This is a genomic window from Kitasatospora sp. CB02891 (assembly GCF_002803145.1).
GTDB lineage: Bacteria > Actinomycetota > Actinomycetes > Streptomycetales > Streptomycetaceae > Kitasatospora > Kitasatospora griseola.
Window position 1 is genome coordinate 307,216 of record NZ_NNBO01000001.1, and the last position, 24,206, is coordinate 331,421.

20 protein-coding genes are annotated in these 24,206 nt (G+C 72.3%); 7 read left to right on the forward strand and 13 right to left on the reverse strand.

The features are described 5' to 3' along the window. Positions 1-137: 137 nt before the first annotated feature. Together CG736_RS01475 and tdh are read right to left on the reverse strand one after the other, a co-directional pair. Positions 138-1,328: a glycine C-acetyltransferase gene (locus tag CG736_RS01475; protein WP_100584296.1), complete on the reverse strand. Its 1,191-nt coding sequence runs from the start codon at positions 1,326-1,328 to the stop codon at positions 138-140. Between the two features lie 52 nt (positions 1,329-1,380). After that, on the reverse strand, positions 1,381-2,412 hold the full coding sequence (gene tdh, locus CG736_RS01480) for an L-threonine 3-dehydrogenase (RefSeq protein WP_100584297.1): 1,032 nt from the start codon (positions 2,410-2,412) through the stop codon (positions 1,381-1,383). A 390-nt stretch (positions 2,413-2,802) separates the two neighbouring features. Here tdh and CG736_RS01485 point away from each other — a divergent pair, with 390 nt between their 5' ends. Beyond that, positions 2,803-4,761, forward strand: a complete 1,959-nt coding sequence (locus CG736_RS01485; protein WP_100584298.1) for a fibronectin type III domain-containing protein — start codon at positions 2,803-2,805, stop codon at positions 4,759-4,761. Positions 4,762-4,816: 55 nt separating this feature from the next. Here the strand turns inward: CG736_RS01485 and CG736_RS01490 are convergent, their stop codons facing one another. Together CG736_RS01490 and CG736_RS01495 are read right to left on the reverse strand one after the other, a co-directional pair. Next, complete coding sequence (locus tag CG736_RS01490) at positions 4,817-6,112, reverse strand: hypothetical protein (protein WP_100584299.1); 1,296 nt, start codon at positions 6,110-6,112, stop codon at positions 4,817-4,819. A gap of 605 nt (positions 6,113-6,717) precedes the next feature. After that, positions 6,718-7,935, reverse strand: a complete 1,218-nt coding sequence (locus CG736_RS01495; RefSeq protein WP_100584300.1) for an FAD-dependent monooxygenase — start codon at positions 7,933-7,935, stop codon at positions 6,718-6,720. Positions 7,936-8,104: 169 nt separating this feature from the next. Between CG736_RS01495 and CG736_RS01500 the strand changes: the two genes are divergently transcribed. Further along, positions 8,105-9,070: a TetR/AcrR family transcriptional regulator C-terminal domain-containing protein gene (locus CG736_RS01500; RefSeq protein WP_100584301.1), complete on the forward strand. Its 966-nt coding sequence runs from the start codon at positions 8,105-8,107 to the stop codon at positions 9,068-9,070. Here the strand turns inward: CG736_RS01500 and CG736_RS01505 are convergent. Then, positions 9,043-10,107 (reverse strand): ATP-dependent DNA ligase, encoded by a 1,065-nt coding sequence (locus CG736_RS01505; protein WP_100584302.1) that lies wholly within the window; start codon positions 10,105-10,107, stop codon positions 9,043-9,045. The two genes, CG736_RS01500 and CG736_RS01505, sit on opposite strands and share 28 nt — an antisense overlap. Before the next feature lie 187 nt (positions 10,108-10,294). On the opposite strand from CG736_RS01505, the gene ligD reads away from it, so the two are divergent. Further along, positions 10,295-11,287, forward strand: coding sequence for a non-homologous end-joining DNA ligase (ligD, locus tag CG736_RS01510; protein ID WP_198520319.1), 993 nt, complete (start codon positions 10,295-10,297; stop codon positions 11,285-11,287). Between the two features lie 7 nt (positions 11,288-11,294). On the opposite strand, the gene CG736_RS01515 is transcribed toward ligD, so the two are convergent. Then, positions 11,295-12,089 (reverse strand): class II aldolase/adducin family protein, encoded by a 795-nt coding sequence (locus tag CG736_RS01515; RefSeq protein ID WP_100584304.1) that lies wholly within the window; start codon positions 12,087-12,089, stop codon positions 11,295-11,297. A 127-nt stretch (positions 12,090-12,216) separates the two neighbouring features. On the opposite strand from CG736_RS01515, the gene CG736_RS38500 reads away from it, so the two are divergent. After that, entirely contained in the window at positions 12,217-13,317 is a 1,101-nt protein-coding gene (locus CG736_RS38500; protein ID WP_198520320.1) for a helix-turn-helix domain-containing protein, read from the forward strand. Between the two features lie 74 nt (positions 13,318-13,391). On the opposite strand, the gene CG736_RS01525 is transcribed toward CG736_RS38500, so the two are convergent. Beyond that, positions 13,392-13,628 carry a chaplin gene (locus tag CG736_RS01525; RefSeq protein ID WP_100584306.1) on the reverse strand — a complete coding sequence of 79 codons (237 nt, stop codon included), beginning with the start codon at positions 13,626-13,628 and terminating at the stop codon, positions 13,392-13,394. A 218-nt stretch (positions 13,629-13,846) separates the two neighbouring features. Here CG736_RS01525 and CG736_RS01530 point away from each other — a divergent pair, with 218 nt between their 5' ends. Further along, positions 13,847-14,539 (forward strand): alpha/beta fold hydrolase, encoded by a 693-nt coding sequence (locus CG736_RS01530; RefSeq protein ID WP_100584307.1) that lies wholly within the window; start codon positions 13,847-13,849, stop codon positions 14,537-14,539. A gap of 273 nt (positions 14,540-14,812) precedes the next feature. On the opposite strand, the gene CG736_RS01535 is transcribed toward CG736_RS01530, so the two are convergent. Continuing rightward, positions 14,813-15,157: a MerR family transcriptional regulator gene (locus CG736_RS01535; protein ID WP_100584308.1), complete on the reverse strand. Its 345-nt coding sequence runs from the start codon at positions 15,155-15,157 to the stop codon at positions 14,813-14,815. 64 nt (positions 15,158-15,221) lie between these two features. Here CG736_RS01535 and CG736_RS01540 point away from each other — a divergent pair, with 64 nt between their 5' ends. Beyond that, positions 15,222-15,557, forward strand: a complete 336-nt coding sequence (locus CG736_RS01540) for a putative quinol monooxygenase (protein WP_100584309.1) — start codon at positions 15,222-15,224, stop codon at positions 15,555-15,557. 62 nt (positions 15,558-15,619) lie between these two features. Here CG736_RS01540 and CG736_RS01545 read toward each other — a convergent pair whose 3' ends face one another. The 3 genes from CG736_RS01545 to CG736_RS01555 are packed head-to-tail and all read right to left on the reverse strand — an operon-like array spanning position 15,620 to position 19,070. After that, entirely contained in the window at positions 15,620-16,348 is a 729-nt protein-coding gene (locus CG736_RS01545; RefSeq protein ID WP_043911941.1) for a succinate dehydrogenase/fumarate reductase iron-sulfur subunit, read from the reverse strand. Continuing rightward, positions 16,345-18,288: a fumarate reductase/succinate dehydrogenase flavoprotein subunit gene (locus CG736_RS01550; RefSeq protein ID WP_100584310.1), complete on the reverse strand. Its 1,944-nt coding sequence runs from the start codon at positions 18,286-18,288 to the stop codon at positions 16,345-16,347. Before CG736_RS01550 ends, CG736_RS01545 begins: the two co-directional genes overlap by 4 nt. Before the next feature lie 32 nt (positions 18,289-18,320). Further along, complete coding sequence (locus tag CG736_RS01555) at positions 18,321-19,070, reverse strand: succinate dehydrogenase cytochrome b subunit (protein ID WP_100584311.1); 750 nt, start codon at positions 19,068-19,070, stop codon at positions 18,321-18,323. 84 nt (positions 19,071-19,154) lie between these two features. On the opposite strand from CG736_RS01555, the gene CG736_RS01560 reads away from it, so the two are divergent. After that, a complete protein-coding gene (locus CG736_RS01560; protein WP_100584989.1) occupies positions 19,155-20,078 on the forward strand; it encodes a LysR family transcriptional regulator in 924 nt (307 codons plus the stop codon). A gap of 188 nt (positions 20,079-20,266) precedes the next feature. On the opposite strand, the gene CG736_RS01565 is transcribed toward CG736_RS01560, so the two are convergent. Then, complete coding sequence (locus tag CG736_RS01565) at positions 20,267-20,545, reverse strand: aminotransferase class V-fold PLP-dependent enzyme (protein ID WP_232733725.1); 279 nt, start codon at positions 20,543-20,545, stop codon at positions 20,267-20,269. 150 nt (positions 20,546-20,695) lie between these two features. After that, positions 20,696-23,926, reverse strand: a complete 3,231-nt coding sequence (locus CG736_RS01570) for a hypothetical protein (protein ID WP_100584312.1) — start codon at positions 23,924-23,926, stop codon at positions 20,696-20,698. Between the last annotated feature and the right edge of the window lie 280 nt (positions 23,927-24,206).

Sequence of the window (24,206 nt, forward strand, 5' to 3'; positions counted from 1 at the left end):
CGAACGGGTGCGCGGAGGTGGCGCGGGGAGCCGGGGGGTGGCTCCCCGCGCCTCGGCGGGCCGCCGGGGGATGGGAGGGTGGCGGCCCGTCCGGGGGACGGCGCGGATGAGGGTTGCTCCGCGCCTGGCCTGGGGTCCTACTCGCCGAGCGCGGCCCGGGCGTCGATGAACGCGGCGACGGCGCGCTCGACGTCCTCGGTGCTGTGCGCGGCGGACAGCTGGACCCGGATCCGGGCGGCGCCGTGCGGCACCACCGGGTAGGAGAAGCCGATCACGTAGACGCCGCGCTCCAGCAGCAGCTCGGCGAGGCGTCCGGCCTTGGCGGCGTCGCCGATCATGACCGGGGCGATCGCGTGCTCGCCGGGCAGGATCTCGAATCCGGCCTCGGTCATCTTCGTGCGGAACAGCGCGGTGTTGGCGGCCAGCTTGGCCCGCAGGTCGCCGCTGGTCTCCAGCAGGTCGAGCACGGTGAGCGAGGCGGCGGCGATCACCGGGGCGAGCGAGTTGGAGAACAGGTACGGGCGGGAGCGCTGGCGCAGCAGGGCGACGATCTCGCGGCGGGCGGCGACGTAGCCGCCGGAGGCGCCGCCGAGGGCCTTGCCGAGGGTGCCGGTGATGATGTCGACGCGGTCCATCACGCCGTGCAGCTCGGGGGTGCCGCGGCCGGTGGGGCCGACGAAGCCGACGGCGTGCGAGTCGTCGACCATGACCATGGCGTTGTAGCGGTCGGCGAGGTCGCAGATCTCGGCGAGCGGGGCGATGTAGCCGTCCATGGAGAACACGCCGTCGGTGACGATCAGCCGGCGGCGGGCGTCCTGGGTGGCCTTGAGCTGCTGCTCCAGGTCGGCCAGGTCGCGGTTGGCGTAGCGGTGGCGGCGGGCCTTGGAGAGGCGGATGCCGTCGATGATGGAGGCGTGGTTGAGGGCGTCGGAGATGACCGCGTCGCGCTCGTCCAGCAGGGTCTCGAAGACGCCGCCGTTGGCGTCGAAGCAGGAGGAGTAGAGGATCGTGTCCTCCTGGCCGAGGAAGTGGGACAGTCGCTGTTCCAGTTCCTTGTGCACGTCCTGGGTGCCGCAGATGAAGCGGACGGACGCCATGCCGTAGCCCCAGCGGTCCAGCGCCTGCTTGGCGGCGTCGACCACCTTGGGGTGGTCGGCGAGGCCCAGGTAGTTGTTGGCGCAGAAGTTGAGCACCTGGCCGCCGGTGCCGGAGGTGACGGTGATCTCGGCGGACTGCGGGGTGCCGATGACGCGTTCGGGCTTGAACAGGCCGGCTTCGCGGATCTCGGCGAGGGTGGCGGCGAGGTCGTCGCGGACGGTGTCGAACACGGGGGTGTCGCTCCTAACGAAGGGTCAGCAGGCTGGCTTGCCGAGGGGCGGTCTAGAGCGTGGTCCAGTCGAGGATGACCTTGCCGCAGTTGCCGCCGGCGGCCTCGTCGAAGGCGGCCTCGAACTCCTGGACGGGGTGCCGGCCGGTGATCACCGGGCTGAGGTCGAGTCCGCCTTCGAGCAGCACGGACATCGCGTACCAGGTCTCGAACATCTCGCGGCCGTAGATGCCCTTGATGGTGAGCATCGAGGTGACCACGGCGGACCAGTCGATCGGGAACTCGTCGGCGGGCAGGCCGAGCATGGCGATCTTTCCGCCGTGCGTCATGTTGGCGATCATCGACTGCATGGCCTCGGGGCGGCCGGACATCTCCAGGCCGACGTCGAAGCCCTCGCGCAGGCCGAGCTGGTGCTGGCCGTCCTCGATGGTGTGCTTGGAGACGTCCAGGGCGAGCGTCACGCCGAGCTTGCGGGCCAGCTCCAGGCGGTACTCGGAGACGTCGGTGATCATCACGTTGCGGGCGCCGGCGTGCTTGGCGACGGCGGCGGCCATGATGCCGATCGGGCCGGCGCCGGTGACCAGGACGTCCTCGCCGACCATCGGGAAGGACAGCGCGGTGTGCACGGCGTTGCCGAACGGGTCGAAGATGGCGGCCACGTCGAGGTCGACGGGGACGCGGTGCACCCAGACGTTGGAGGCGGGCAGTGCGACGTACTCGGCGAACGCGCCGTCCCGGTTGACGCCCAGGCCGATGGTGTTGCGGCACAGGTGGCGGCGGCCGGCCAGGCAGTTGCGGCACTTGCCGCAGACCAGGTGGCCCTCGCCGCTGACCAGGTCGCCGACGTTGATGTCGGAGACGGCGGCGCCGATCCGGGCGACCTCGCCGACGAACTCGTGGCCGATGGTCATCGGGGTCTTGATGGTCTGCTGGGCCCAGCCGTCCCACTTGCGGATGTGCAGGTCGGTGCCGCAGATGCCGGTGCGCAGGACCTTGATCAGGACGTCGCCGGGGCCGATCTCCGGCTCCGGGACGTCGGTCATCCACAGGCCGGGGGCGGCGTCCAGCTTGACGAGTGCCTTCACTGCGAGGGCTCCTGACGCGAAGTGCGGGCGGTCCTGCGGTCGGCAGGCCCGGGTTCGGGGCTGCGCAGGGTCGGCAGTCCCGTGGGTGGCCCGGCGTGCGGCGGTCGACCGGCCGGGCAGGGTGAAATCTGCCTGGTCACGGTGGGTGCGGTCCATCGAGGAATTCTTAACGGGTGCCACAGCAGGGCTGAACGATCGTGCCCGAGCAGGGTGGCGGGGCGGTCCGCGGCGTGCCGGAAGCCACCCGGACGGAGCAGCGCGACGGGCCCTGACGGCGGGTCTCCGGGGCGTCCGCACCTTGACCTGGTCTTGACAGTCGGGATTGGTCCAGTCCATTTTGTTGTCGCGCTCCCCGCACCTCCAACCCCCATCCCCCACTGGAGGTCCCCCATGCATGCCCCCAATCGCCGGGCCACGGCGGTCGGCGCCGCCGCGCTGCTGCTGGCGGGCGCCGCGATCGCGGCCGTCCCGAGCTCCGCGAGCGCCGCGAACATCCTGACCAACCCCGGCTTCGAGACCGGCGCCCTGAGCGGCTGGTCCTGCTCGGGCGGCACCGGCTCGGTCGTCTCCACCCCCGTGCACGGCGGCTCGAAGGCGCTGGCCGGCGCGGTCACCGCGTCGGACAACGCGAAGTGCGCGCAGACCGTCGCGGTGCAGCCCAACACCACGTACACGCTGTCCAGTTGGGTGCGCGGCAACTACGTGTACCTCGGCGTGACGGGCGCCGGTTCGACCTGGACGCCGTCGGCGTCCGACTGGAAGCAGCTGTCGGTGACCTTCACCACCGGCGCCGCCCAGACCAGCGCCGAGGTGTACCTGAACGGCTGGTTCGGCCAGGGCACCTACTACGCGGACGACGTCAGCCTGGACGGCCCCGGCGGCAACCCCGCGGACACCCAGGCCCCCACCGCCCCGACCAGCCTGGTCGCCACCGCCACCGCCGCCACCCAGGTCTCGCTCTCCTGGGGCGCCTCCACCGACAACGTCGGCGTCACCGGCTACGACGTCTACCGCAACGGCACCCTGGCGACCACCGTCACCGGCACCACCGCGACCGTCACCGGCCTCACCGCCTCCACCGCCTACACCTTCACCGTCAAGGCCCACGACGCCGCAGGCAACGCCTCCACCGCCTCCAACTCCCTCGCCGTGACCACCCCTTCGAGCGGTGACACGCAGGCGCCGACGGCCCCGACCAACCTGGTCGCCACCGCCACCGCCGCCACCCAGGTCTCGCTCTCCTGGGGCGCCTCCACCGACAACGTCGGCGTCACCGGCTACGACGTCTACCGCAACGGCACCCTGGCGACCACCGTCACCGGCACCACCGCGACCGTCACCGGCCTCACCGCCTCCACCGCCTACACCTTCACCGTCAAGGCCCACGACGCCGCAGGCAACGCCTCCACCGCCTCCAACTCCCTCGCCGTAACCACCCCTTCGAGCGGTGGCGGCACGCCGGGCGGCTTCAAGCAGGCCGCGCCGTACCTGTACAACGGGTGGGGGAACCCGCCGTCGCCGACCACGGTGATGAACGCCAGCGGGATCAAGTGGTTCACCCTGGCGTTCGTGCTGGCGCAGAACGGCTGCAACCCGACCTGGGACAGCCAGCGGCCGCTGCTCAACGGCGTCGACCAGCAGACCATCAACGCGGTGCGGGCGGCCGGCGGTGACGTCGTCCCGTCGTTCGGCGGCTGGTCGGGCAACAAGCTCGGCCCGAACTGCGCGGACGCCACCGCGCTGGCCGGGGCCTACCAGAAGGTGATCGACGCCTACCAGTTGAAGGCGATCGACATCGACATCGAGAACACCGACGAGTTCGAGAACTACACCGTCCAGGACCGCATCCTGGGCGCGCTGAAGATCGTCAAGCAGAAGAACCCGGGCATCCGCACCATCGTCACCTTCGGCACCGCCATCAGCGGGCCGACGGCGGACGGCAACCGGCTGATCGAGCAGTCGAAGGCGCTCGGCGCGGACATCGACGTCTTCACCATCATGCCGTTCGACTTCGGCAACGCCTCGACCGACATGTACGCCGCCACCGTCAGCGCCGCCACCGGGCTGAAGAACAAGCTGAAGTCGGTGTACGGCTGGGACGACGCCACCGCCTACTCGCACCTGGGCATCTCCGGCATGAACGGTCTCAGCGACAACAACGAGACCACCTCCATCGCCAACTGGACCGCGATCCGCGACTGGGCCAACACCAACCACATCGCCCGCCTCGCCTTCTGGTCCGTCAACCGCGACCGCGGCTGCGCGGGCGGCGGCCTGCAGGAGACCTGCTCCGGCATCGCCCAGAGCGACTGGCAGTTCAGCACCATCACGGCCGGTTTCACCGGCTGACGCCATGAGTCGGGCGCGGCTCCGGTCCTCCCCCACGAGGACCGGAGCCGCCTCGTCAGAACGGCGGGGCTCCCCGACCGACAGCCCCTTCCCCCGAGTCGGCCCCGGCACCCCGCCGGGCCCGTCCGCCGTCGCCCACGCCCGGCAGGTAGTGCGCCAGGTACGCGAGGTGCTCGGGGTCCACCTCGTCCGGGCGCCTGCGCTCCTCGATCGCGTCGATGAGGCTTCCCTCGACGAAGAAGCGGTAGGCGAAGATCTCGGTGCTCGGCGCGTTCCAGAACAGTTCCGGGGGCTTCGGCACGACCACCTCGCCGTCCGGTCCGTAGCGGAGGCCGGGCTCCGAGGTGAGGTCCCGGTCCGAACTGACCACCGCCGACTGCCCGTTGTGGTGCAGGTACAGGTACCAGACCAGGCAGCTCTGCTGGTCGCGGAAGAACGCCACCAGCCGGTCGGCCGGGTCGAGCGGGCTGGGCACCGGGCCGGCCACGTCCGTCCACGCGCCGCCGCCGACCCGGTCGAGGCAGCGGTGCAGCCCGGCCCTGGTGATCAACGCCAGGAAATCCGCCGGGAGTTCGAGCCCGTCCCGGGCCAGCTCGGCCGCGATCCGGTCCGTCACGGCGGTGCGGTGGTCCAGCGGTTCGCCGATCTCGCCGAACCACGCGTAGTCGCCGACGAAGGACGCCTCGTCCAACGGCGGCACGCTGTCCGGGGCGTAGGCCTGGAACCAGGCGAAGGTCCGGTCCTGCTCGTCGTACGGGCGGTAGGGGCCGATCCCGTACCCGGCCCAGCAGGCGGGCAGGCGCACCGCCGACGGGCCGTCACCGATCACGCCGTAGGTGCGCTGCGGTCCCACGGGCACCCGCGTGTGCGGGCTCCGTCGCGTCTCCGGCAACCGGATGTCCGGGTGGCCGAGTTCGTCCGGCAGCGGGTCCCGCTCGGACGGGTGGACCGGCGCGGGCCCGGACGCGGGCGCCAGGATCCGTCCGAGGTCGTCGCGCCGGTCCTCGGGCCACCGGGCGTCGATGGCCCGGGCGGCGGCGGTGCAGTCGGGACACTCGTCCCGGCCGCCGCCCCACATGCCGAACGGCGAGCCGGTCAGGTCCGGCCGCTCGATCCCGCACAGCGTGCGCCGGAAGTACCCGTACGCGTGCCGCCGGGCGTCCGGCAGCATGTCCGTCCAGGCCGCCTCCCACCGCAGGTCCCACTCGCTGTACGCCTGCCGGACGGTCGCACCGTCGCCGCCGACCCGCACGACCGCGAAGCACCAGGTGCAGATCCAGATCTCACGGGTCCACCGACTCGGCGGCAGATCCCACTTGGCCGACTCGTGGTCACAGATGTCACAGCGCATGACGCATGATCATGCCGCCCACCGCCGACACCCGCTGTCCGGGCACTTCGCCGCGCCGCGTGACCGAGCCGTCGACCACCCGTCTCGCCCGAACTCCTCGACAGCCGCACCGACCAGCACGATCCCGCGCCGGAGGCGGGCCCGGAGCTGAAGCTCGACCGGTCCACCGACCCGGTCGCCGTGGCCCTGCGCGACGCGCCGGTTCGGCGGCTCCGCGAGTTCGGCGGCTCCGCGAGTTCCCCGCCGTCCGCTCGGCCTGGATCGCGCAGGCCCGGCCGCAGGCCGCCGAGCAGTTCCTGATGGTGCACCTCGCCGTGGCCGAGGCCCTGCCCTCGGACTCCGCCGACCGCCTGACGCAGACCTTGCTCCGCGAGGAGGTGAAGCCCGGCCCGAACCACCCGAAGATCGGGATGCCGCCCCTGCACACCACCACCCGCACCGACACCGTCGCCCGACTCGACCGCCAGGGCCTGGACACGGTGCGCCACGACCCCGAGTCCGGCCAGGTCCAGGCGATCTCCCGCGACTACGACAGCCCCCCGGCGGCCCCCGCGTCCCAGCCCCCCGACCGAGCGCCACTGGTTCGGCCGGTCCCGGCGGCGCGTTCAACTCCGCTGCGAAGACAGCACGTTGGTGTAGTCAGGCAGTTCGACGTCGCTCGCCTTCGCCGCCTGGGCCGCCATCAGGGTGCGCAGGGGCCGGCGGGTCATCCAGCGCATGGACGCGGCGCGGAGGGCAATCATGGCGCGACCGTTGGGGGCGTAGCCCGCCATGCCGCCCGGGGGGAGTTCCTGGGCCTTGGCCGCGTAGGGCTTCATCCGGTCCTGGAAGCGGGCGAAGGCGGTGGTGAAGTCGCCTTCGGCAGTGGCGAGTTCGCCGGCCAGCAGGTAGGCGCCGACCAGGGCGAGGCTGGTGCCGAGGCCGGTGAGGGGGGTGGGGCAGCAGGCGGCGTCGCCGATCAGGGCCGTACGGCCGCGGGTGTAGCGGTCGAGGCGGACCCGGCCGAGGTGTTCGAAGTAGAAGTCGTCGGCCTCCGCCATCGCGGTGAGCAGTCGGTCGACCTCCCAACCGGCCCCGGCGAAACGGTCGGTGAGCAGGCGCTGCTGGGCGGCGCGGTCGCGGCGGTCGTGGACGAGGGGGGCGGAGCGGAAGCTGAGCCCGGCCTTGACTTCGCCGGGCGCCCGGCCGGGGCGGGCCATCGCCACCCGCCCGCCGGGGGCGTTGTACATCAGGAACCAGTCGTCGAGGTCGAGGTCGAGGCGGGCGGTGAACCAGGCGGTGTAGCCGCCGATGGGGACGACGTACTCGCTCTCCGGGCCGAAGGCGAGGCGGCGGACGGTGGAGTGCAGGCCGTCGGCGCCGACCACCAGGTCGAAGCGGCGCGGCGGGGCTTTCTCGAAGGCGACGTCCACCCCGTCGGCGTCCTCCCGGAGGGAGGTGACGGTGTCGTCGAAGAGATATTCGACGTCGTCGGTGGTGGCCCGGTGGAGCACGGCGGCGAGGTCGTCGCGGAGGATCTCCAGGTCGGAGACTATGCCTTCGCCGCCGAAGGCCTCGGTGGGCAGTTCGGCGAGGCGCTTGCCGTTCCGGTCGACCAGGGCGAGGCCGCGCTGGTCGACGGCGAGCTGCCGGGCCTGGTCGAGCAGGCCCATCCGGTCGATGACGGTGCGTCCGGCACCGCGCAGGTCGACGGCCTGCCCGCCGGGGCGGGGCCCGGGGGCGCGCTCCACCACGACGGGACGGAAGCCGGCCTTGCGTAGCCAGTACGCCAACGTGGGTCCGGCGACGCCGCCGCCGGAGACGAGGATGTCCGCGTTCTTCATGACACCGAACGTACGCCGTACGCGCCATCACGAGCAACCGATACAGCAAGGATTTACGAATTGCCGCACTAGTGCACTAGTGCGCCCCGAGAAGGTCGGAACCCTGATACGGTGCCGCGGCGGGCAGCTAGCATGGGCCGACTGGTGCACTAGTGCGGAGGTGGAGCGGGTGGACCGCTACGAACAGATCGCGGGCGAACTCCGGCAGCGGATCGAGTGCGGCGAGCTGCGGCCCGGCGACCGGGTGCCGTCCACCCGGGAGATCACCCGCCGCTGGAACGTGGCGATGGCCACCGCCACCAAGGTGCTCGCGGAGCTGCGCGGCCAGGGCCTGGTCCGGGCGGTCCCCGGCGTCGGCACGGTGGTCGCCGAGGCCGCCGCACCCGGTCGGACCCAAGCATCGGCCCGCCCGGCCGCCGGCGAGCGGCAGATCCCCCGCCGGCTCGCCGTGGAGGGCGGCCTGACGACGGACCGGATCGTCGCGGCGGCGGTGGAGATCGCCGACACCGAGGGGCTGGAGGCGCTGTCGATGCGCCGGGTCGCCGCCGAGCTGGACGCCGCCACCATGTCGCTGTACCGGCACGTCCCCGACAAGGACGGCCTGGTCAACCTGATGATGGAGCAGGTCTTCACCGCCGTCGGGTTCTCCGTCGCCGACGCCGAACTGCCCTGGCGGGCCCGGCTGGAGCTGGCCGCCCGGCTGCTCTGGGACGTGTTCCGGGCGCACCCCTGGCTGGCGTCCGCACTGTCGATGACCCGCCCCCAACCGCTCTCCAACGCCCTGCCGTTCGGCGAGTGGGTGCTGTCCACCCTGGCCGCCGAGGGCCTGGATCTGCAGACGGTGCTCACCGCCTACCTGACGCTGTTCAACTACGTCCGCGGCACCGCGCTCAACCTGGAGATGGAGGCCGCCGCCGAGGCCGCCACCGGGCAGGACGCCGAGGCCTGGATGGACCAGCAGGAGCCCCAGTTCATGGAGCTGGTCGCCGAATACCCCACCTTCCTCCGACTCACCACGGAGGGCTACGACTTCGACCTCGACCAGCTCTTCGAGTTCGGGCTGCAGCGCCTGCTGGACGGCTTCGCCGCGCTGATCGACTCGGCCGCTCAGCGCAGCAGTTCGCCCAGGTCGTAGGAGACCGGCTCCTCCAGCTGGGCGTACGTGCAGCTCTCCGGTGTGCGGTCCGGCCGCCAGCGCTTGAACTGGGTGGTGTGCCGGAACCGGGTGCCCTCCATGTGGTCGTAGCCGACCTCGGCCACCCGCTCGGGGCGCAGCGGCACCCAGGACAGGTCCTTCTTGCCGGTCCAGCGGCTGACCGCACCGGGCAGCCGGTCCTCGGCCTGGGCCTGTTCGTCCGCCCAGGCCGCCCACGGATGGCCCGTCAGGTCGTCGCCGTCCAGCCGCAACGGGGCGAGTTCCTCGACGAGTTCGCGGCGGCGCGCCATCGGGAAGGAGGCGCTGACGCCGACGTGCTGGAGGCGCCCGTCGGGGTCGTACAGGCCGAGCAGCAGGGAACCGACCACGGGGCCGCTCTTGTGCTCGCGGTAGCCGGCCACCACGCAGTCGGCGGTGCGGGTGTGCTTGACCTTGAACATGGTCCGTTCGCCGGGCCGGTAGGGGGCGTCGAGCGGTTTGGCGACCACGCCGTCCAGGCCGGCGCCCTCGAAGCGGGAGAACCAGGTGCGGGCGGTCTCCAGGTCGGTGGTGGCGGGGGCCAGATGGACGGGCGGGGCGGCGTCCGCCAGCAGCTGGACGAGTTCGGCGCGGCGTTCGACCAGCGGGCGGGCGGTGAGGTCGTCGTCGTCCAGGGCGAGCAGGTCGAAGGCGACCAGCGAGGCCGGGGTGCGTTCGGCGAGCGTGCGGACCCGGGACGCGGCGGGGTGGATGCGCTCCAGCAGTTCCTCGAAGTGCAGCCGCCCGTCGTGCGCGACGACGATCTCGCCGTCCACCACGCACCGCTGGGGCAGCTGCTCCCGGACGGCCTCCACGACTTCGGGGAAGTACCTGGTCAGCGGCTTGCCGGTGCGCGACCCGAGCTCGATCTCGTCGCCGTCGCGGAACACGATCGCCCGGAAGCCGTCCCACTTCGCCTCGTACTGCATGTCGGGCGGGATCGCGGCCACGGCCTTGGCGAGCATCGGCGAGACCGGCGGCATCACGGGTAGCTGCATGCCTCCGATGGTCGCTGTCCCGCCCGCCGCCCCACGGCGTGTCGGACCCGCTCGGCGTGTCGGCGGCCCGACGCCGCCTCGGCGGACCTGACGCCGCACCGACGATCCGACGGCCGCCTCGGCTCCCCGCCACGCCCGAGGTGGCGCAACGCGCGGCCGACGGGCGGCCCGCGCCTAGCGTGGGGGCATGGCTTCTGCTGTGGAACTGGAGGTCGGCGGCCGGACGGTGCGGCTGACCAATCCGGACAAGGTGTACTACCCGGAGCCCGGGTACACGAAGCGGGACGTCGCCGAGTACTACCTGGCCGTCGCTCCGGGGGTGCTGCGCGGTCTGCGGGACCGGCCGACCACGTTGCAGCGTTTCCCGGACGGGGTGGAGGGCGAGTTCTTCTACCAGAAGCGCGCGCCGAAAGGGCTGCCGGAGTGGCTGCCGACCGCGCGGATCGCCTTTCCGTCCGGGCGGAGCGCCGACGAGATCTGTCCGACCGAGGAGGCGGCCGTGCTGTGGGCGGCCAACCTCGGCTGTCTCACCTTTCACCCGTGGCCGGTGCGCCGCGCGGACACCGAGCACCCCGACGAGCTGCGCATCGACCTCGATCCGCAGCCCGGCACCGACTTCACCGACGCCGTCCGCGCCGCGCTCCGACTGAGGCCGCTGCTGGAGGAGTTCGGCTTGACCGGCTGGCCGAAGACGTCGGGCGGCCGGGGCCTGCACGTGTACGTGCCGATCGAGCCCCGGTGGACGTTCACCGACTGTCGGCACGCCGTCATCGCGCTCGGCCGCGAACTGGAGCACCGCACCGGCGGCGAGGTCACCACCAAGTGGTGGAAGGAGGAACGCGGCGAGCGGATCTTCGTCGACTACAACCAGATGGCCCGCGACCGCACCATCGCCTCCCCGTACTCGCTGCGCCCCCGCCCGCAGGCCACCGCCTCCACCCCGCTGCGCTGGGAGGAGATCGAGCAAGTCTCCCCCGCCGACTTCACCCTGCGCACCCTCCCCGAGCGGTTCGCCGAGCTCGGCGACCTGCACGCCGGGATGGCGGAGCGGCCCGCCTCCCTGGAGCGCGTGCTGGAGCTGTACGCGCACCAGGACGCGGGCGACCTGCCGTACCCGCCGGACCACCCGAAGATGCCGGGCGAGCCGCCGCGGGTGCAGCCGAGCCGGGCGAAGAAGTGACGGCGGGTCAGTCGAACAGGTCGGGCTGTTCGCGGGTGATCTGGTCGTGGAGCGGCTGGTAGTTGACCCAGCCGGCCAGGTCGTTGCCGATCTGCCGGTACGTGAGGGCGGCGTTCTCCGGGGAGATCGGGACGGTGGGCCCGGCCGCCTGGGCGAGGAGCTGGACCTGGCAGGAGCGTTCCATGGTGATGAACCACCAGGCGGCGGCGTCCACGGTGGAGCCGACGGTCAGCAGGCCGTGGTTGCGCAGGATGACGGCCTTGTGCGGGCCGAGCGCGGCGGCGATCCGCTCGCCCTCCTCCAGGTCGGTGACCAGGCCGGTGTAGTCGTCGAACAGGGTGTGGTCCTGGTAGAAGGCGCACACGTCCTGGGTGATCGGCTCCAGTCGGCGGCCGAGGGCGGACAGCGCCCGACCGTGGGTGGAGTGGCTGTGCGCGGCGGCCACCACGTCCGGGCGGGCCCGGTGGATGGTCGAGTGGATGACGAACGCGGCCTGGTTGACCGGGTACCGGCCCTCGACCACGGTGCCGTGGTGGTCGACCAGCACCAGGTCGCTGACCTTGACGTGCTTGAAGGACATGCCGAACGGGTTGACCCAGAAGTGGTCGGTGCGTTCCGGGTCGCGGGCGGTGATGTGCCCGGCGACGCCCTCCTCGAACCCGAGCTTGCCGAAGATCCGCAGCGCGGCGGCCAGGCGTTCCTTGCGGTGGCGGCGCTCCTCCTCGACGGTGTCGAAGGACGGCGGCAGCCGGAAGATCAGGTCGGCGGGCAGGCCGTCGAGCAGGGACTCGGTGTCGGACATGGCAGGTCACCTCTCCGTGGGGAGCGCACAGCTCACCAGGGCCGGCGGGGTCGGGCATAGGCTTGCGGCGCCCAACGCGGACCGCGCCGGTTGTCCGCCGGGGCCAAGCGCGGGAGGTGGGCGGCCGGTGGAGGCGTTCGTGCGGCTGGTGGCCGGGCGCACCGCGGACCCGGAGGTGCTCGCGGCGGCGGTCCGGGCCGCCCGGGCCGCGTCCGACCTGGTCGCCGCGCTGCCGGAGCGCGAGGTGCGGCGGCACACCCGGGCGCTGCTGGACGGGGTGCGTTCGGCGCTGCAGGGCGACGGCGATCCGGGGCCGAGCGCGCTCGCGGCGGCGGCGCTGCTGGGTTCGGACCGGGCGCAGCAGGGGGTGCCGGTGGCGGCGCTGCTGGACGGTTTCCAGGCGGGGCGCTCGCACCTGGTGGAGGCGGTGATCGCGGAGGGCCGCCGGTGCGGCGTCCCGGCGGACGAGCTGCTGGACGGGGTGACCCGGATCGACCACATCACCATCACACTGGCCCGCCGGATGGTGCAGGAGCACCGGGTGGCGGAGCTGGCGGCGGCCCGCACGGCCCGCGAGGGAAGTCTGCTGACACTGCGTCACCTCCTGCACGGGGAGCCGGTGGAGCCGCTCGCCGCGCCGCTCTCGCCGACCGGCCGGTACCGGTGCGTGGTGACGGCGGTGAGCGATCCGGCGCTGGCCGGCCCGCCGGAGCAGGCGCTCACGGCGGCCGGCCCCGGCCTGTGCGGTTTCGTGGACGGCCGGCTGGCGGCGTTGACCGGGACAGTTCCTGTCCTGCCCCTCGACGGCCCGACCGCCGTCGTCACGCCGCCCGCCGAGCCGTCCGGTCTGGCCCCCCTGTACGCGCTGGCCCGGCAGGCGCTGCGGGCCGCGGAGTCGGCCGGACTGACCGGGCTTCACCGGCTGGCCGACCTGGCGCTGCTCACCGCCACGCCCGCCGACGCCGAGCTCGGGGCCCTGCTGGCGGGCTCCCTGCTGGGCGCGCTGGACCCGGCCGATCCCTTCCACCGGGAACTCGCCGGCACCGCGCTGGCCCAGCTGGCCCACGGCGGCCGCACCGAACGGACGGCCGCCGAGCTGCACGTGCACCCCAACACGGTGAAGTACCGGCTACGCCGGCTACGCGAGCTGACCGGCGACGACCCGTTGACCGGCGGCGTCGAGCACACCGCGCACTGGTGGTGGGCGCTGCGCAGCTGGCTGGCCTGACTACGGCGTGCCGTCCCGGGCCCGGCCGCGGAACGCGGCAGGCCCGAGCAGCACGCACCTGTCCGGACCGTCGGTCACTTGTTGATGCAGACGTTCCCGAACGCCGGGTTGGCAATGCCGATGAGGTCGATCGAGTTGCCGCAGAGGTTGAGATCCAGGTCGATGGGAACCTGGATCTGGTTGCCGGAGAGGACGCCCGGCGAGTTGGCGGCCACGCCCTCCGCGATGGCGTCGGCGGCGGCGGAGCCGGCGCCGACCAGCAGACAGGTCACGGCCAGGCCGGAGGCAGCGAGGGACTTGCGGATACGCATGACTTCTCCAGATGTGTTGATCCGATAATCGGAGCTCGATCACACCTGCCCGAGCGGGCCGAACCGCCGCATTGCACGGATCGTGGGCGTGTCCGACGACACCGCGACCACCGGCCAGCTCCTCCGGCCGGCCGGAACGAACCGGAACGAACCGGCAGAGCGTCAACCAGCGTCCGAAAAGCCGGAGTTGGAGAACGAACCGACGGTAACGTGGCGACATGACCGAGAACCTGCTGATCGACGCCGCCGGGATCCGACTGACCGGGCTGGCCGCGGGGCCGGTGGACGGTCCCGTCCTGGTGCTGCTGCACGGGCTGGGGCTGGGGGCCGCGGACTTCGCCGGAGTCCTGCCCGGACTGGCCGCCGACCGCCGGGTGCTGGCGCTCGATCTGCGCGGCCACGGCGGCAGCGACCGGCCGGGCGCCTACACCCTGGAGCTGCTGTGCGACGACGTGCTCGCCGCACTGGACGCCCTCGGGCCGGCCCGGGTGGACCTGCTCGGCCACTCCCTGGGCGGCGTGGTCGCCTACCTGCTGGCGGGCCGGCACCCCGAGCGGGTACGGCGGTTGGTGCTGGAGGACGTGCCCGCCCCGCACCCGCGCGAGGAGGAGCCCGCCCTCCGGCCGGACGGCCCGCTCGCGTTCGACTGGGAACTGGTCCCGGCGCTGCGCCGCGAGCTGTACGCCCCGCCCGCCGAATGGGCCGCCGCGCTCGCCGCCGTCACCGCCCCGACCCTGGTGATCGCGGGCGGCCCGACCAGCCACCTGCCGCAGGACCGGGTCGCCGAACTGGCCGACACCGTCCCCGACGGCCGCCTGCACACCGTCCCGGTGGGCCACCTGGTGCACGAGGCGGCTCCGGCGGAGTTCACCCGCCTGGTGCTCGACTTCCTTGCCCAGGACATGGATTGACGATCCGTCAGCGCACCGCCCGCACCGGCTGATCCACCTGCGCGGCGGCCGCAGGAGCGGTCGGGCGACGGACCGGCAGCACGACCGGTACCGCTGCGGGCAGTCCGGCCGCCGCGCAGACGCTGTCCAGGGCGGCGACACAGGCGCGCCGGGGCGCCACCCGACCACCCGCGTGACGGCGCCGCCCGGCGTGCAGCAGGTCGGAACCGCGCCGACCGGTCGGGTCGTCGAGGGCCCGGGCCCGCTGCCGCTTCGCCCCCGCTTGACGCTCCGTCAGACAGCTTCGGGAACACGGGCGGTGAGGTCGGCGAGGGCGTCGCGGGCGGTGCTGAGTTCGCCGATCCGGGCGTTCAGTTCGGCGAGCTGGGCGGTGAGGCGGTCACGGACGCACGGGTGCAGCCGGCCGTCCTCCCAGCACGGCATCAGCTCGCGGATGGTGCGGCTGGTCAGCCCGGCGGCGAGCAGTGCGCGGATCCGGCCGACCTGGACGGGCGCGTCCGCGTCGTACTCGCGGTGGCCGCCCGGGGTGCGGTGCGCGGTGAGCAGTTCCTGCTGCTCGTAGTAGCGCAGCAGGCGCACCGGCACGCCGGTGGCCCTGGACAGCTCCCCGATCCGCATGTGACCCACCCCACAGCCGTGCGACTTGAACCTCACACCGGTGTCACATCCTACGGTCATCGACATGACGACGAACCAGAGCAACCACCCCGCCGAACCGGTCGCGCTGTACGGCTTCCTCACCCCGAAGGACGGCCACCGCGAGCAACTGCTCGACCTGCTGGCCGAGTTGGTGGAGCCCTCGCGCTCCCGCCCGGGCAGCCTGGTGTACCGGCTGCACGAGCAGGAGGACGGCCGGATCTTCCTGTACGAGCTGTGGGCGAACCGGGAGGACCTGGCGGCGCACCACGCGAAGCCGGTGCTGGCGGACGTGCTGGAACGACTTCCGGAGCACCTGGCGGGTGCTCCGGAGGTCTACGAGGGGCAGCTGTACGGGGAGCCGGCCGACTCGCGCGGCTGAGCCTCCGCCCCCGGGGCCGCTCGACCGGGCAGGATCTCGCGGCCGGGCCCGCCCGGGCCCGCTCAGCTCCGCAGGAACTCGCGGTTGAGCCGGGCGATGCCGGTCAGCGGGATGCCCTTGGGGCAGGCGGTGGCGCACTCGCCGGTGTTGGTGCAGCCGCCGAAGCCCTCGGCGTCCATCGCGCCCACCATGTTCCGCACCCGCGAGGCGCGTTCGGGCGCGCCCTGCGGGAGGACGTTGAGGTGGACCACCTTGGCGGCGGTGAACAGCATCGCCGAGCCGTTCGGGCAGGCGGCGACGCAGGCCCCGCAGCCGATGCACTCGGCGTGCTCGAAGGCCAGGTCGGCGGCCTCCTTGGGGACGGCGGTGGCGTGCGCCTCGGGGGCGGAGCCGGTGGGTGCGGTGATGTAGCCGCCGGAGCCGATGATCCGGTCCAGCGCGGAGCGGTCCACCACCAGGTCGCGTACCACGGGGAAGGCGCCGGCCCGCCAGGGTTCGACGTCGATGGTGTCGCCGTCCTTGAAGTGCCGCATGTGCAGCTGGCAGGTGGTGGTCCGCTCGGGGCCGTGGGCCTGGCCGTTGATGACCATGCCGCAGGCGCCGCAGATGCCTTCGCGGCAGTCGTGGTCGAAGGCGACCGGGCGCTCGCCGCGCAGGATGAGTTCCTCGTTGAGGGTGTCCAGCATCTCCAGGAAGGACATGTCCTCGCTAATGCCGGAGACCTGGTAGATCGTCATCTCGCCCGGGGTGTCCGGGCCCTGCTGGCGCCAGATGCGCAGGGTGAGGTTCACGCGTAGCTCCGCTGGGTGGGGTGGACGTGCTCGAAGACGAGCTCTTCCTTGTGCAGGACGGGGGCGTCGCCGGTGCCGGAGAACTCCCACGCGGCGGCGTACGTGAACTCCTCGTCGCGGCGGGCGGCTTCGCCCTCGGGGGTGGCGGACTCGGTACGGAAGTGGCCGCCGCAGGACTCGGCGCGGTGCAGCGCGTCCAGGCACATCAGTTCGGCGAGTTCGAAGTAGTCGACCAGTCGATTGGCCTTCTCCAGCGACTGGTTGAGCTCCGCGCCGGTGCCGGGGACCTTGATCCGCCGCCAGAACTCCTCGCGCAGCTCGGGGATCCGGGCCAGCGCGTGCCGCAGACCGGCCTCGTCGCGGGCCATGCCGCAGTTGTCCCAGAGCAGTTCGCCGAGTTCGCGGTGGAAGGAGTCGGGGGTGCGGTCGCCGTCCACCGCGAGGATCAAGTTGAGGCGGTCAGTCACCTCCGCCTCCACCTCGGCGAGTTGCGGGTGGTCGCCGGGGACGGGCTCCAGCGGCGTGCGGCCCAGGTAGTCGTTGAGGGTGGGCGGCAGGACGAAGTAGCCGTCGGCGAGGCCCTGCATCAGCGCGCTGGCGCCCAGCCGGTTCGCGCCGTGGTCGGAGAAGTTGGCCTCGCCGATCGCGAACAGGCCGGGGACAGTGGTCTGCAGGTCGTAGTCGACCCACAGCCCGCCCATCGTGTAGTGGATCGCCGGGTAGATCCGCATCGGCACGGTGTACGGGTCCTCGGCGGTGATCCGCTCGTACATCTCGAACAGGTTGCCGTACTTGGCCTCGACGGCGGCCCGGCCGAGCCGGGCGATGGCGTCGGCGAAGTCCAGGTACACCCCTTGCCCGCCGGGGCCGACGCCGCGGCCCTCGTCGCAGACCACCTTGGCGGCCCGGGAGGCGATGTCGCGGGGCACCAGGTTGCCGAACGCCGGGTAGATCCGCTCCAGGTAGTAGTCCCGCTCCTCCTCGGGGATCTGCGCCGGCGGACGGGTGTCGCCCTTCGCCTTCGGCACCCAGATCCGGCCGTCGTTGCGCAGCGACTCGCTCATCAGCGTCAGCTTGGACTGGTGGTCGCCGGAGCGCGGGATGCAGGTCGGGTGGATCTGCGTGAAGCACGGGTTGGCGAAGTACGCGCCGCGCCGGTGCGCGCGCCAGATGGCCGTCGCGTTGGAGTTCTTGGCGTTCGTCGACAGGTAGAACACGTTGCCGTAGCCGCCGGTGGCGAGCACCACGGCGTCCGCCAGGTGGGTGCGGATCTCGCCGGTGACCAGGTCGCGGGCGACGATGCCGCGGGCCCGGCCGTCGATCACGACCAGGTCGAGCATCTCGGTGCGCGCGTGCAGCTCGACGTTCCCGGCGGCGATCTGCCGGGACAGCGCCTGGTAGGCGCCGAGCAGCAGCTGCTGGCCGGTCTGGCCGCGGGCGTAGAAGGTCCGGGAGACCTGGACGCCGCCGAACGAGCGGGTGTCGAGCAGGCCGCCGTACTCGCGGGCGAACGGCACGCCCTGAGCGACGCACTGGTCGATGATCTCCACCGAGACCTGGGCCAGGCGGTGCACGTTGGACTCGCGGGCGCGGAAGTCGCCGCCCTTGACGGTGTCGTAGAACAGCCGGCGGATCGAGTCGCCGTCGTTGCGGTAGTTCTTCGCGGCGTTGATGCCGCCCTGCGCGGCGATCGAGTGGGCGCGCCGCGGGGAGTCCTGGAAGCAGAACTGGACCACGTGGTAGCCCTGTTCGGCGAGCGTGGCACCGGCCGCGCCGCCGGCCAGGCCGGTGCCCACCACGATCACGGTGTGCTTGCGGCGATTCGCCGGGTTGACCAGCTTGGCCTCGAACCGCCGCTGGTCCCAGCGCTGTTCGATCGGCCCGGCCGGGGCCCGGGTGTCGGCGACCGGCGTGCCGACGGTGTAGTCGAGGTAGCTCATCGGGGCCTTCCCGGAAGTCGTGTCGTGGGCGCTCATCGGACCAGCCCCGCCATCACCGCGACCGGCACCGAGACGAAGCCGACCGTCAGCAGCAGCGCCAGCGCGTTCGCGGCGAACTTCAGCGCCCGGTCGCGGCGCGGGTTGTTGACGCCGAGGGTCTGCGCGGCGCTCCAGAACCCGTGCCGGACGTGCAGCCCGAGCGCGAGCACCGCCAGGCAGTAGATCCCGCCGCCGTACCAGGTCGAGAACGAGGCCACGATGTTCTGGTACGGGTGCCCCTCCTCGGCGGCCGGGTTCACCGTCAGCGTGGTCAGGTCGAGGATGTGCCAGACGATGAACAGGCCGAGGATCACCCCGCCCCAGCGCATCGTCCGGGTCGCGTACGTGCTCTGCCGGCGGCGGTGCACGTACTGCTGCGGACGGGCCTTCAGATCGCGGCGGGACAGCTGGTAGGCGGCGACGCCGTGCGCGACCACGGCGGCCACCAGCACCGGCCGGGCCAGCCAGAGGAACCAGCCGTAGTGCAGCACCGGCTGCCCGATGGTGCGCAGCCAGTGCGCGTAGCCGTTGAGGTCGTCCGGGCCGAGGAACACCTTGAGGTTGCCGAGCATGTGGGCCACCAGGTAGGCGAGCATCACCAGCCCGCTGACCGCCATCACCGCCTTCTTGCCGACGGAGCTGCGCCACAGCGCCACTGCGGCCGACGGGCGCCGGCCCGGTGTGGGGGTCCGACCGGGAGCGGGGGTCCGGTTCACCCGGTTTGTCCGGGTAGCAGAAGCCATGGGCATGACCGTAGGCCCGGCGCGCAGCCGCTGTCCAAGACATGAAAGCGTTGCCGACGATAGGAGATGCCTATGATGGCAGGTGTGCAGTTGCAGCAGCTCGCCTACTTCGTCGCGGTCGCCGACGCCCGGCACTTCACCCGGGCCGCCGAGTCGACACACGTCTCCCAGCCGTCACTCTCACAGCAAATCCGGTCGCTGGAGCGGGAGTTGGGAGCCGAGCTGTTCCACCGCTCGCGCTCCGGCACCTCGCTCACCGACGCCGGGCAGGCGCTGCTGCCGCTGGCCCGCCGCATCCTGGCCGATGCGGAGAGCGCCCGGCGGGCCGTCGCCGAGACCGTGCAGCTGCGCCGCGGCCGGGTCCGGTTCGGGGCGCCGCCCTCGCTCTGCGCCAGCCTGGTGCCCGAGGTGCTGCGGGCCTACCGGGCGCTGCACCCCGGCGTCGACCTGCGGCTGACCGAGGGCGGCTCGCGCGACCTGGTCCGCGACCTGGAAGCCGGCGAACTCGACCTCGCCCTGATCATCGCCGCACCGGCCGCCGCGCCCGCCGGCCTGTCCGTCACGCCGCTGCTGCACGAGGACCTGGTGCTGGTCTCCGCCGAACCGCTCCCCCGCCGCCGGGCCCGGATCACCGACCTGCGCGGCCAGGGCCTGGTGATGTTCCGGGAGGGCTACGACGTCCGCGAGACCACCCTCGCCGCCTGCCGCGCCGCCGGCTTCGACCCCGGCTACGCCGTCGAGGGCGGCGAGATGGACGCCGTCCTCGCCGCCGTCCGGGCCGGCCTCGGCCCCGCCGTCGTCCCCGGCATGGTCGCCGCCCGTTCCGGCCTGCGCTCCGCCCCCTTCGCGCCACCCGGCCTGGGCCGCACCATCGCCCTCGCCCACGGCCGCGACCTCCCCCTCACCCGCGCCGCCACCGCCTTCCGCGGCGTCCTGCTCGCCTACCTCCTGGACGCCGACCGCGCCGGCTCCCTCCCCCCGGGCACCCGCCTCCTCCCCCCGGACTGAGGCCCCGCCGGCGGGCGCGTCCCCGGTGGCCGGCGCTCCCCCTGAAACCCGACGCCGCCTAGGAAATTGCTGCGCGAGCGGGTCCGGGTGGCGGACGGGACGGATCCGCGGCCCTCGGCCCCGGTGGAACGAGTGACCACCCGACTACCTGACTCTTTCTCGGGCGCCGACCGCCTCGTGGAGCGCGCTCACCAGGGCGTCGACCTCCCGCGCCGTGTGTAGACCGCGAGCGACGCGCGGACCGCACTGGTGACCCCGTACGCGGCCAACGCCGGTTGGGCGCAGTGGTGTCGGGCACGGACGGCGACACCCCGACGGTCGAGCAGGCCGGCGAGGTCCATGGGGTCGGCCCCGGCCTGCAGGAAGGTCAGCACGCCGATCTTTCCCGGTGCGGTGCCCAGCAGCCGGATCCCGGGCACGGTGGACAGGGCGCGCATCGCGTAGGCGGTGAGCTGCTCCTCGTACACGGTGGCGGCCCATCGTGTGCGCGCTGTCTCCCCGCAAGGCGCCAGGTCAATGTGCATACTGCAGCGTCACCAACCACCCCACCCCCACCCACCAATCCCACAGACCCCACCCCCCTCGTGCGGACCACCGGAACCGAGGTGGTCGCCCGGCTACCGGTGACGCCACCGCTGACGAAGTCGCAGGACCTCGGTCGCCCAGTGGGTCTCCAAGTCCGCGTCGGGTATCCGCTCACGGCCCAGGCTGAAACGGACATGCCGGTAGATCCAGTGGAGCGAGGCGTCCGTGCTGGCGATCAAGGTGGACAGCAGCGGATCTCCGGCAGGGGTCTCCCGGTCCACGGCCACCAGCAGTTCCCCCTGGTCGTCCGGGTGCAGGTGTGGCAGCGCGCCGCCCATCCTGATACGGAGGTCTCCCCAGGTGAGAACCTTGCCACCGCTACGGGCCGTGTTGGTGAGAACCTTCCGGGCGGCGACGGCCAGCCTGTCGATAGCCTCCGCCGGGAGCCGATCGGTCTGCCGGGGAATGGCCGGACCCTCCGCCTTCCCGAGGGGTGTGCGCGGCCCCGATCCGGACTTCTGCCTGGAACGCTCACGGCGGGAAACCTCCCGCTGCTTGAGTCGGCCGTGCCAGCGAGCCACCGCCGCCGCTTCCGACGAGGACAGCCCCTCGGCCAGGCTGCCACGGAGCCGGGCGATCTCGTCGAGAGCGAGGCGGACTTCGTCGACGGATCCGTCCTTTCGGTGCCCCGCCAGCCCCGTGAGCAGCTCCCGAATCCTTCGGAGAGCTGGATCCACCTGTCTCTGCGGGACCCGCTCGCCGCACCAGGCCTTCACCTCACGCATGAAGGGCGTGTATTCCTCGCGATCCGCCTCCGACAGCTTCCGGGCGTACAAGGGTCCGGCCAGCTGTCGGGCAGCCTGTACCGCAGGCAGATCGTCGGCGGACTGGGCGGCGCGGATCTCGTCGCGGAGCCACTCGAACTGCTCCAGTGCCTCGGTGTGGGCGAGGTTCCGCTCCCGGTGTGCGGGAGCCTCGTCGGAATCTTGTGAGACGGCGGCACTGTTCAACTTCCCCTGCAGAGCATCGAACAGGACCTGGATGTCCTCGGGCAGGCTTCCACGGCAACGGCGCCTGAGGATCCTGGCGTGCGCCAGGCCGCTGCGCAGCTCAAGCAGGTCGTTGGAGGATTCCGGACGAGCGAGGCCCTCCAGCACCGCGCGCAGCGCGATCTGAGCCGCCTCGGACGCCCGGGGGCGGATCCATTTCGCCATCACCGTGCACAGCCGCCGGACACGCTGCTTGTCCTCTGTCGTGAGCTGCTGCTCTCCGATGCGCCCCGCTTGCTGCTGGAGCAGCATCGCCGCAGCGAGGTCGCCAGCTCGTCTCGCCTCCTCGAAGCGCGAGGCGATTGCGTCGATCTCCTCCGTGCTGCGGGGCTTCGAGGCGTCAGGGCGGGGCGGCGTGTCCGGCACGTCGCCCAACTTGGACTCGCGCGCCTTCGGCATCGCCTTCGCAACGGGGCTGGTTCCCCCTGCGGCGGCCGGCTGCGGAGAGGCGACGGGATGACCGATGAGGCGCGTGAGTTCATCCAGGATCGGATAGCTCGCCCTGAGCCACGGGCGGAGAGCACGGCCGTGGAGGCGAGCGGCTTCGTAGCCCGCGACGTGAGTCCGGGCCTGCTTGACGGCCTTCCCCAGCCGTTCGGCGCGGCGTGGACTCGCTTTGGGCGCGATGGCAGCCGCCTCTGCCAGCTTCCGCCGCAGTTCACCGAACTGGTGGGACGCGGCTCGCACGTCTGAGAGGCCTGCGGCGTCGGCGGTGGCCGGTTTCTCCCGAGGCGCGGGAGGAGTCCGCAAGGTGGGTGTCGAAGCCGGCGCGGGATCCGTCGGGCGGCTGTACGCGTCCTGCGCCCGCTTGATCTCGACCGCGCTCCAGCGTTGCAGGGCCGCGTCCGAGGCCGGAGCGGGCGCTCCCAGCAGCCGCAGTACGGTGCCCAGGTAGGGCAGGCCGCGTCCGGAGGGCGCGAGGACCAGGACGGACAGGAGAGGCTTGCCGGGTTCCAGAGGCCTGTCCACCTCCACCAGGAGCTCGCGGCGCTTGGGATCTGGCAGATGCGCGAGGTCGAGGTCGATCCGGCTCGACAGTTCCGACCACGTGGTGGTGGTGCGCTCGGCCGCCACCCGCTCCAGCTCCCGCCGGAGAGTGGCCGCCACCTTGCCCCGCTCGGGCAGGGAAGGGCGGCTCTCGGGCTCGACCTGGCGTACCTGCGGTGCTGGAGCAGTTTCATCCCTCAGAGCGACGCTCGGGCGCCACAGGCCGGTGCGTTCGGCGTCGAGGCCCTGAAGCTGCGTGAGGCTGTCCGCGCGGACGGCCCACGAGGGAGCATCGGCCGCGACGGGATCAGTGATCAGCAGCCTCACCAGGCCCGAGAGCTGGTAGACGTACTGCTCGGTGGGAGCGGGGACTTCATCGGGAAGGGAGAGACAGGCGCGGATGATGCGGCTTCCGGCCGGCTTGACGAATCCGGGGACCAGGTACCGCCCCTCGATCGAGAGTTCGGCATCCACCGGGCGCTTCGCGGCGGGGTCCACGGCGAAGACGATCCGCGCACCGTGCAGAGGAAGAGCCGCCGGAAGTGGATGGTTGCGCATGCCGCCTTGACGAACGCGCCCGCCGGCCCGCAGCCCTTCGAGGGCCGGAGTCACCAGGCCGTCGCGGGTCATCCGACACTGTTCGAGGGGTTCCCAGGACACTTGGCTGCCCTCGGTCACGGTGCCGATAAGGACGCGGCGGTCGGCTCCGGCGGTCTCACACCGCACGCGCAGCGCGTAGCCCTGGCGAGCGGTCATCTCCCGCGTGACCGCGCCCTCGGGCCTGAAGACCCAGTCGACGTGCCCCTCCCTCGCGCCCAGGCTGTCGGCAGCCCTGCGCCAGCTGTGGTAGTCCTGCGAACGGAGGACGAACCGCAGGTGCTGCCCCGTGGCACGCAGCCAGAAGTCCACGGCATCGCCCGGCCCGTGTCCGAGGCTGCGCAGGTCGGACTGCGCTGCGTGGCCCTGGCCAGCCAGCCACTCCTTCACGTGCAAGCGGATGAAGAGGTGGTCGGCGCTGTCCTCACCGTTGGCCGAGCGATGGCACACCGCGCGGATCCCGTCACGGTCCGGATAGTGGGAGAAGTGGCAGACCTTGGTCTCGTACCGCTTGGTCATAAGCTTCTCGCCGCAGCCGCCGAGGAGCGTGCCGCACCAGAAGCGGTCGGTGCCGAACTGACGTCTGAACTCGTCAAGGTTGTGGGGTTCTTCGGGGAGGATGACGGGCACTTCCGAATCCCGGCCACCGATGACGGCGGTCTGGACAAGACGTGTGTCTGCCTGCGTCACTTGTGTCCCTTCGGTTCGACACGCCCCTCGGGCTCCGGTGCTCTCGTCCTGGGATCACCGTTCGGTGAAGTGTTCCATTTCTTGGCCTCGATGAGCAGGCCGATCACGTCAGAAAACCTTCTGCCACGCGCACTTGTGACGTATGAGGAAGAGGAGAGAGCCAGAGGGGACGGTGGATCGCGACCACGGTCGAGATCCGGCCTTGACTCCGGCTCCCGGCTCTGTCCACGGTGACCGGTTCGACTCGTCCGAGCCCTCACCAGCCTGACGCCCGGGCAGG

Coding starts and splice junctions, on each gene's coding strand:
- CG736_RS01485 (WP_100584298.1), top strand. CDS start 2,803: ATGCATGCCCCCAATCGCCGGGCCACGGCGGTCGGCGCCGCCGCGCTG.
- CG736_RS01490 (WP_100584299.1), bottom strand. CDS start 6,112: ATGCGCTGTGACATCTGTGACCACGAGTCGGCCAAGTGGGATCTGCCG.
- CG736_RS01495 (WP_100584300.1), bottom strand. CDS start 7,935: ATGAAGAACGCGGACATCCTCGTCTCCGGCGGCGGCGTCGCCGGACCC.
- CG736_RS01505 (WP_100584302.1), bottom strand. CDS start 10,107: ATGCAGCTACCCGTGATGCCGCCGGTCTCGCCGATGCTCGCCAAGGCC.
- ligD (WP_198520319.1), top strand. CDS start 10,295: ATGGCTTCTGCTGTGGAACTGGAGGTCGGCGGCCGGACGGTGCGGCTG.
- CG736_RS01515 (WP_100584304.1), bottom strand. CDS start 12,089: ATGTCCGACACCGAGTCCCTGCTCGACGGCCTGCCCGCCGACCTGATC.
- CG736_RS01525 (WP_100584306.1), bottom strand. CDS start 13,628: ATGCGTATCCGCAAGTCCCTCGCTGCCTCCGGCCTGGCCGTGACCTGT.
- CG736_RS01530 (WP_100584307.1), top strand. CDS start 13,847: ATGACCGAGAACCTGCTGATCGACGCCGCCGGGATCCGACTGACCGGG.
- CG736_RS01535 (WP_100584308.1), bottom strand. CDS start 15,157: ATGCGGATCGGGGAGCTGTCCAGGGCCACCGGCGTGCCGGTGCGCCTG.
- CG736_RS01540 (WP_100584309.1), top strand. CDS start 15,222: ATGACGACGAACCAGAGCAACCACCCCGCCGAACCGGTCGCGCTGTAC.
- CG736_RS01550 (WP_100584310.1), bottom strand. CDS start 18,288: ATGAGCTACCTCGACTACACCGTCGGCACGCCGGTCGCCGACACCCGG.
- CG736_RS01555 (WP_100584311.1), bottom strand. CDS start 19,070: ATGGCTTCTGCTACCCGGACAAACCGGGTGAACCGGACCCCCGCTCCC.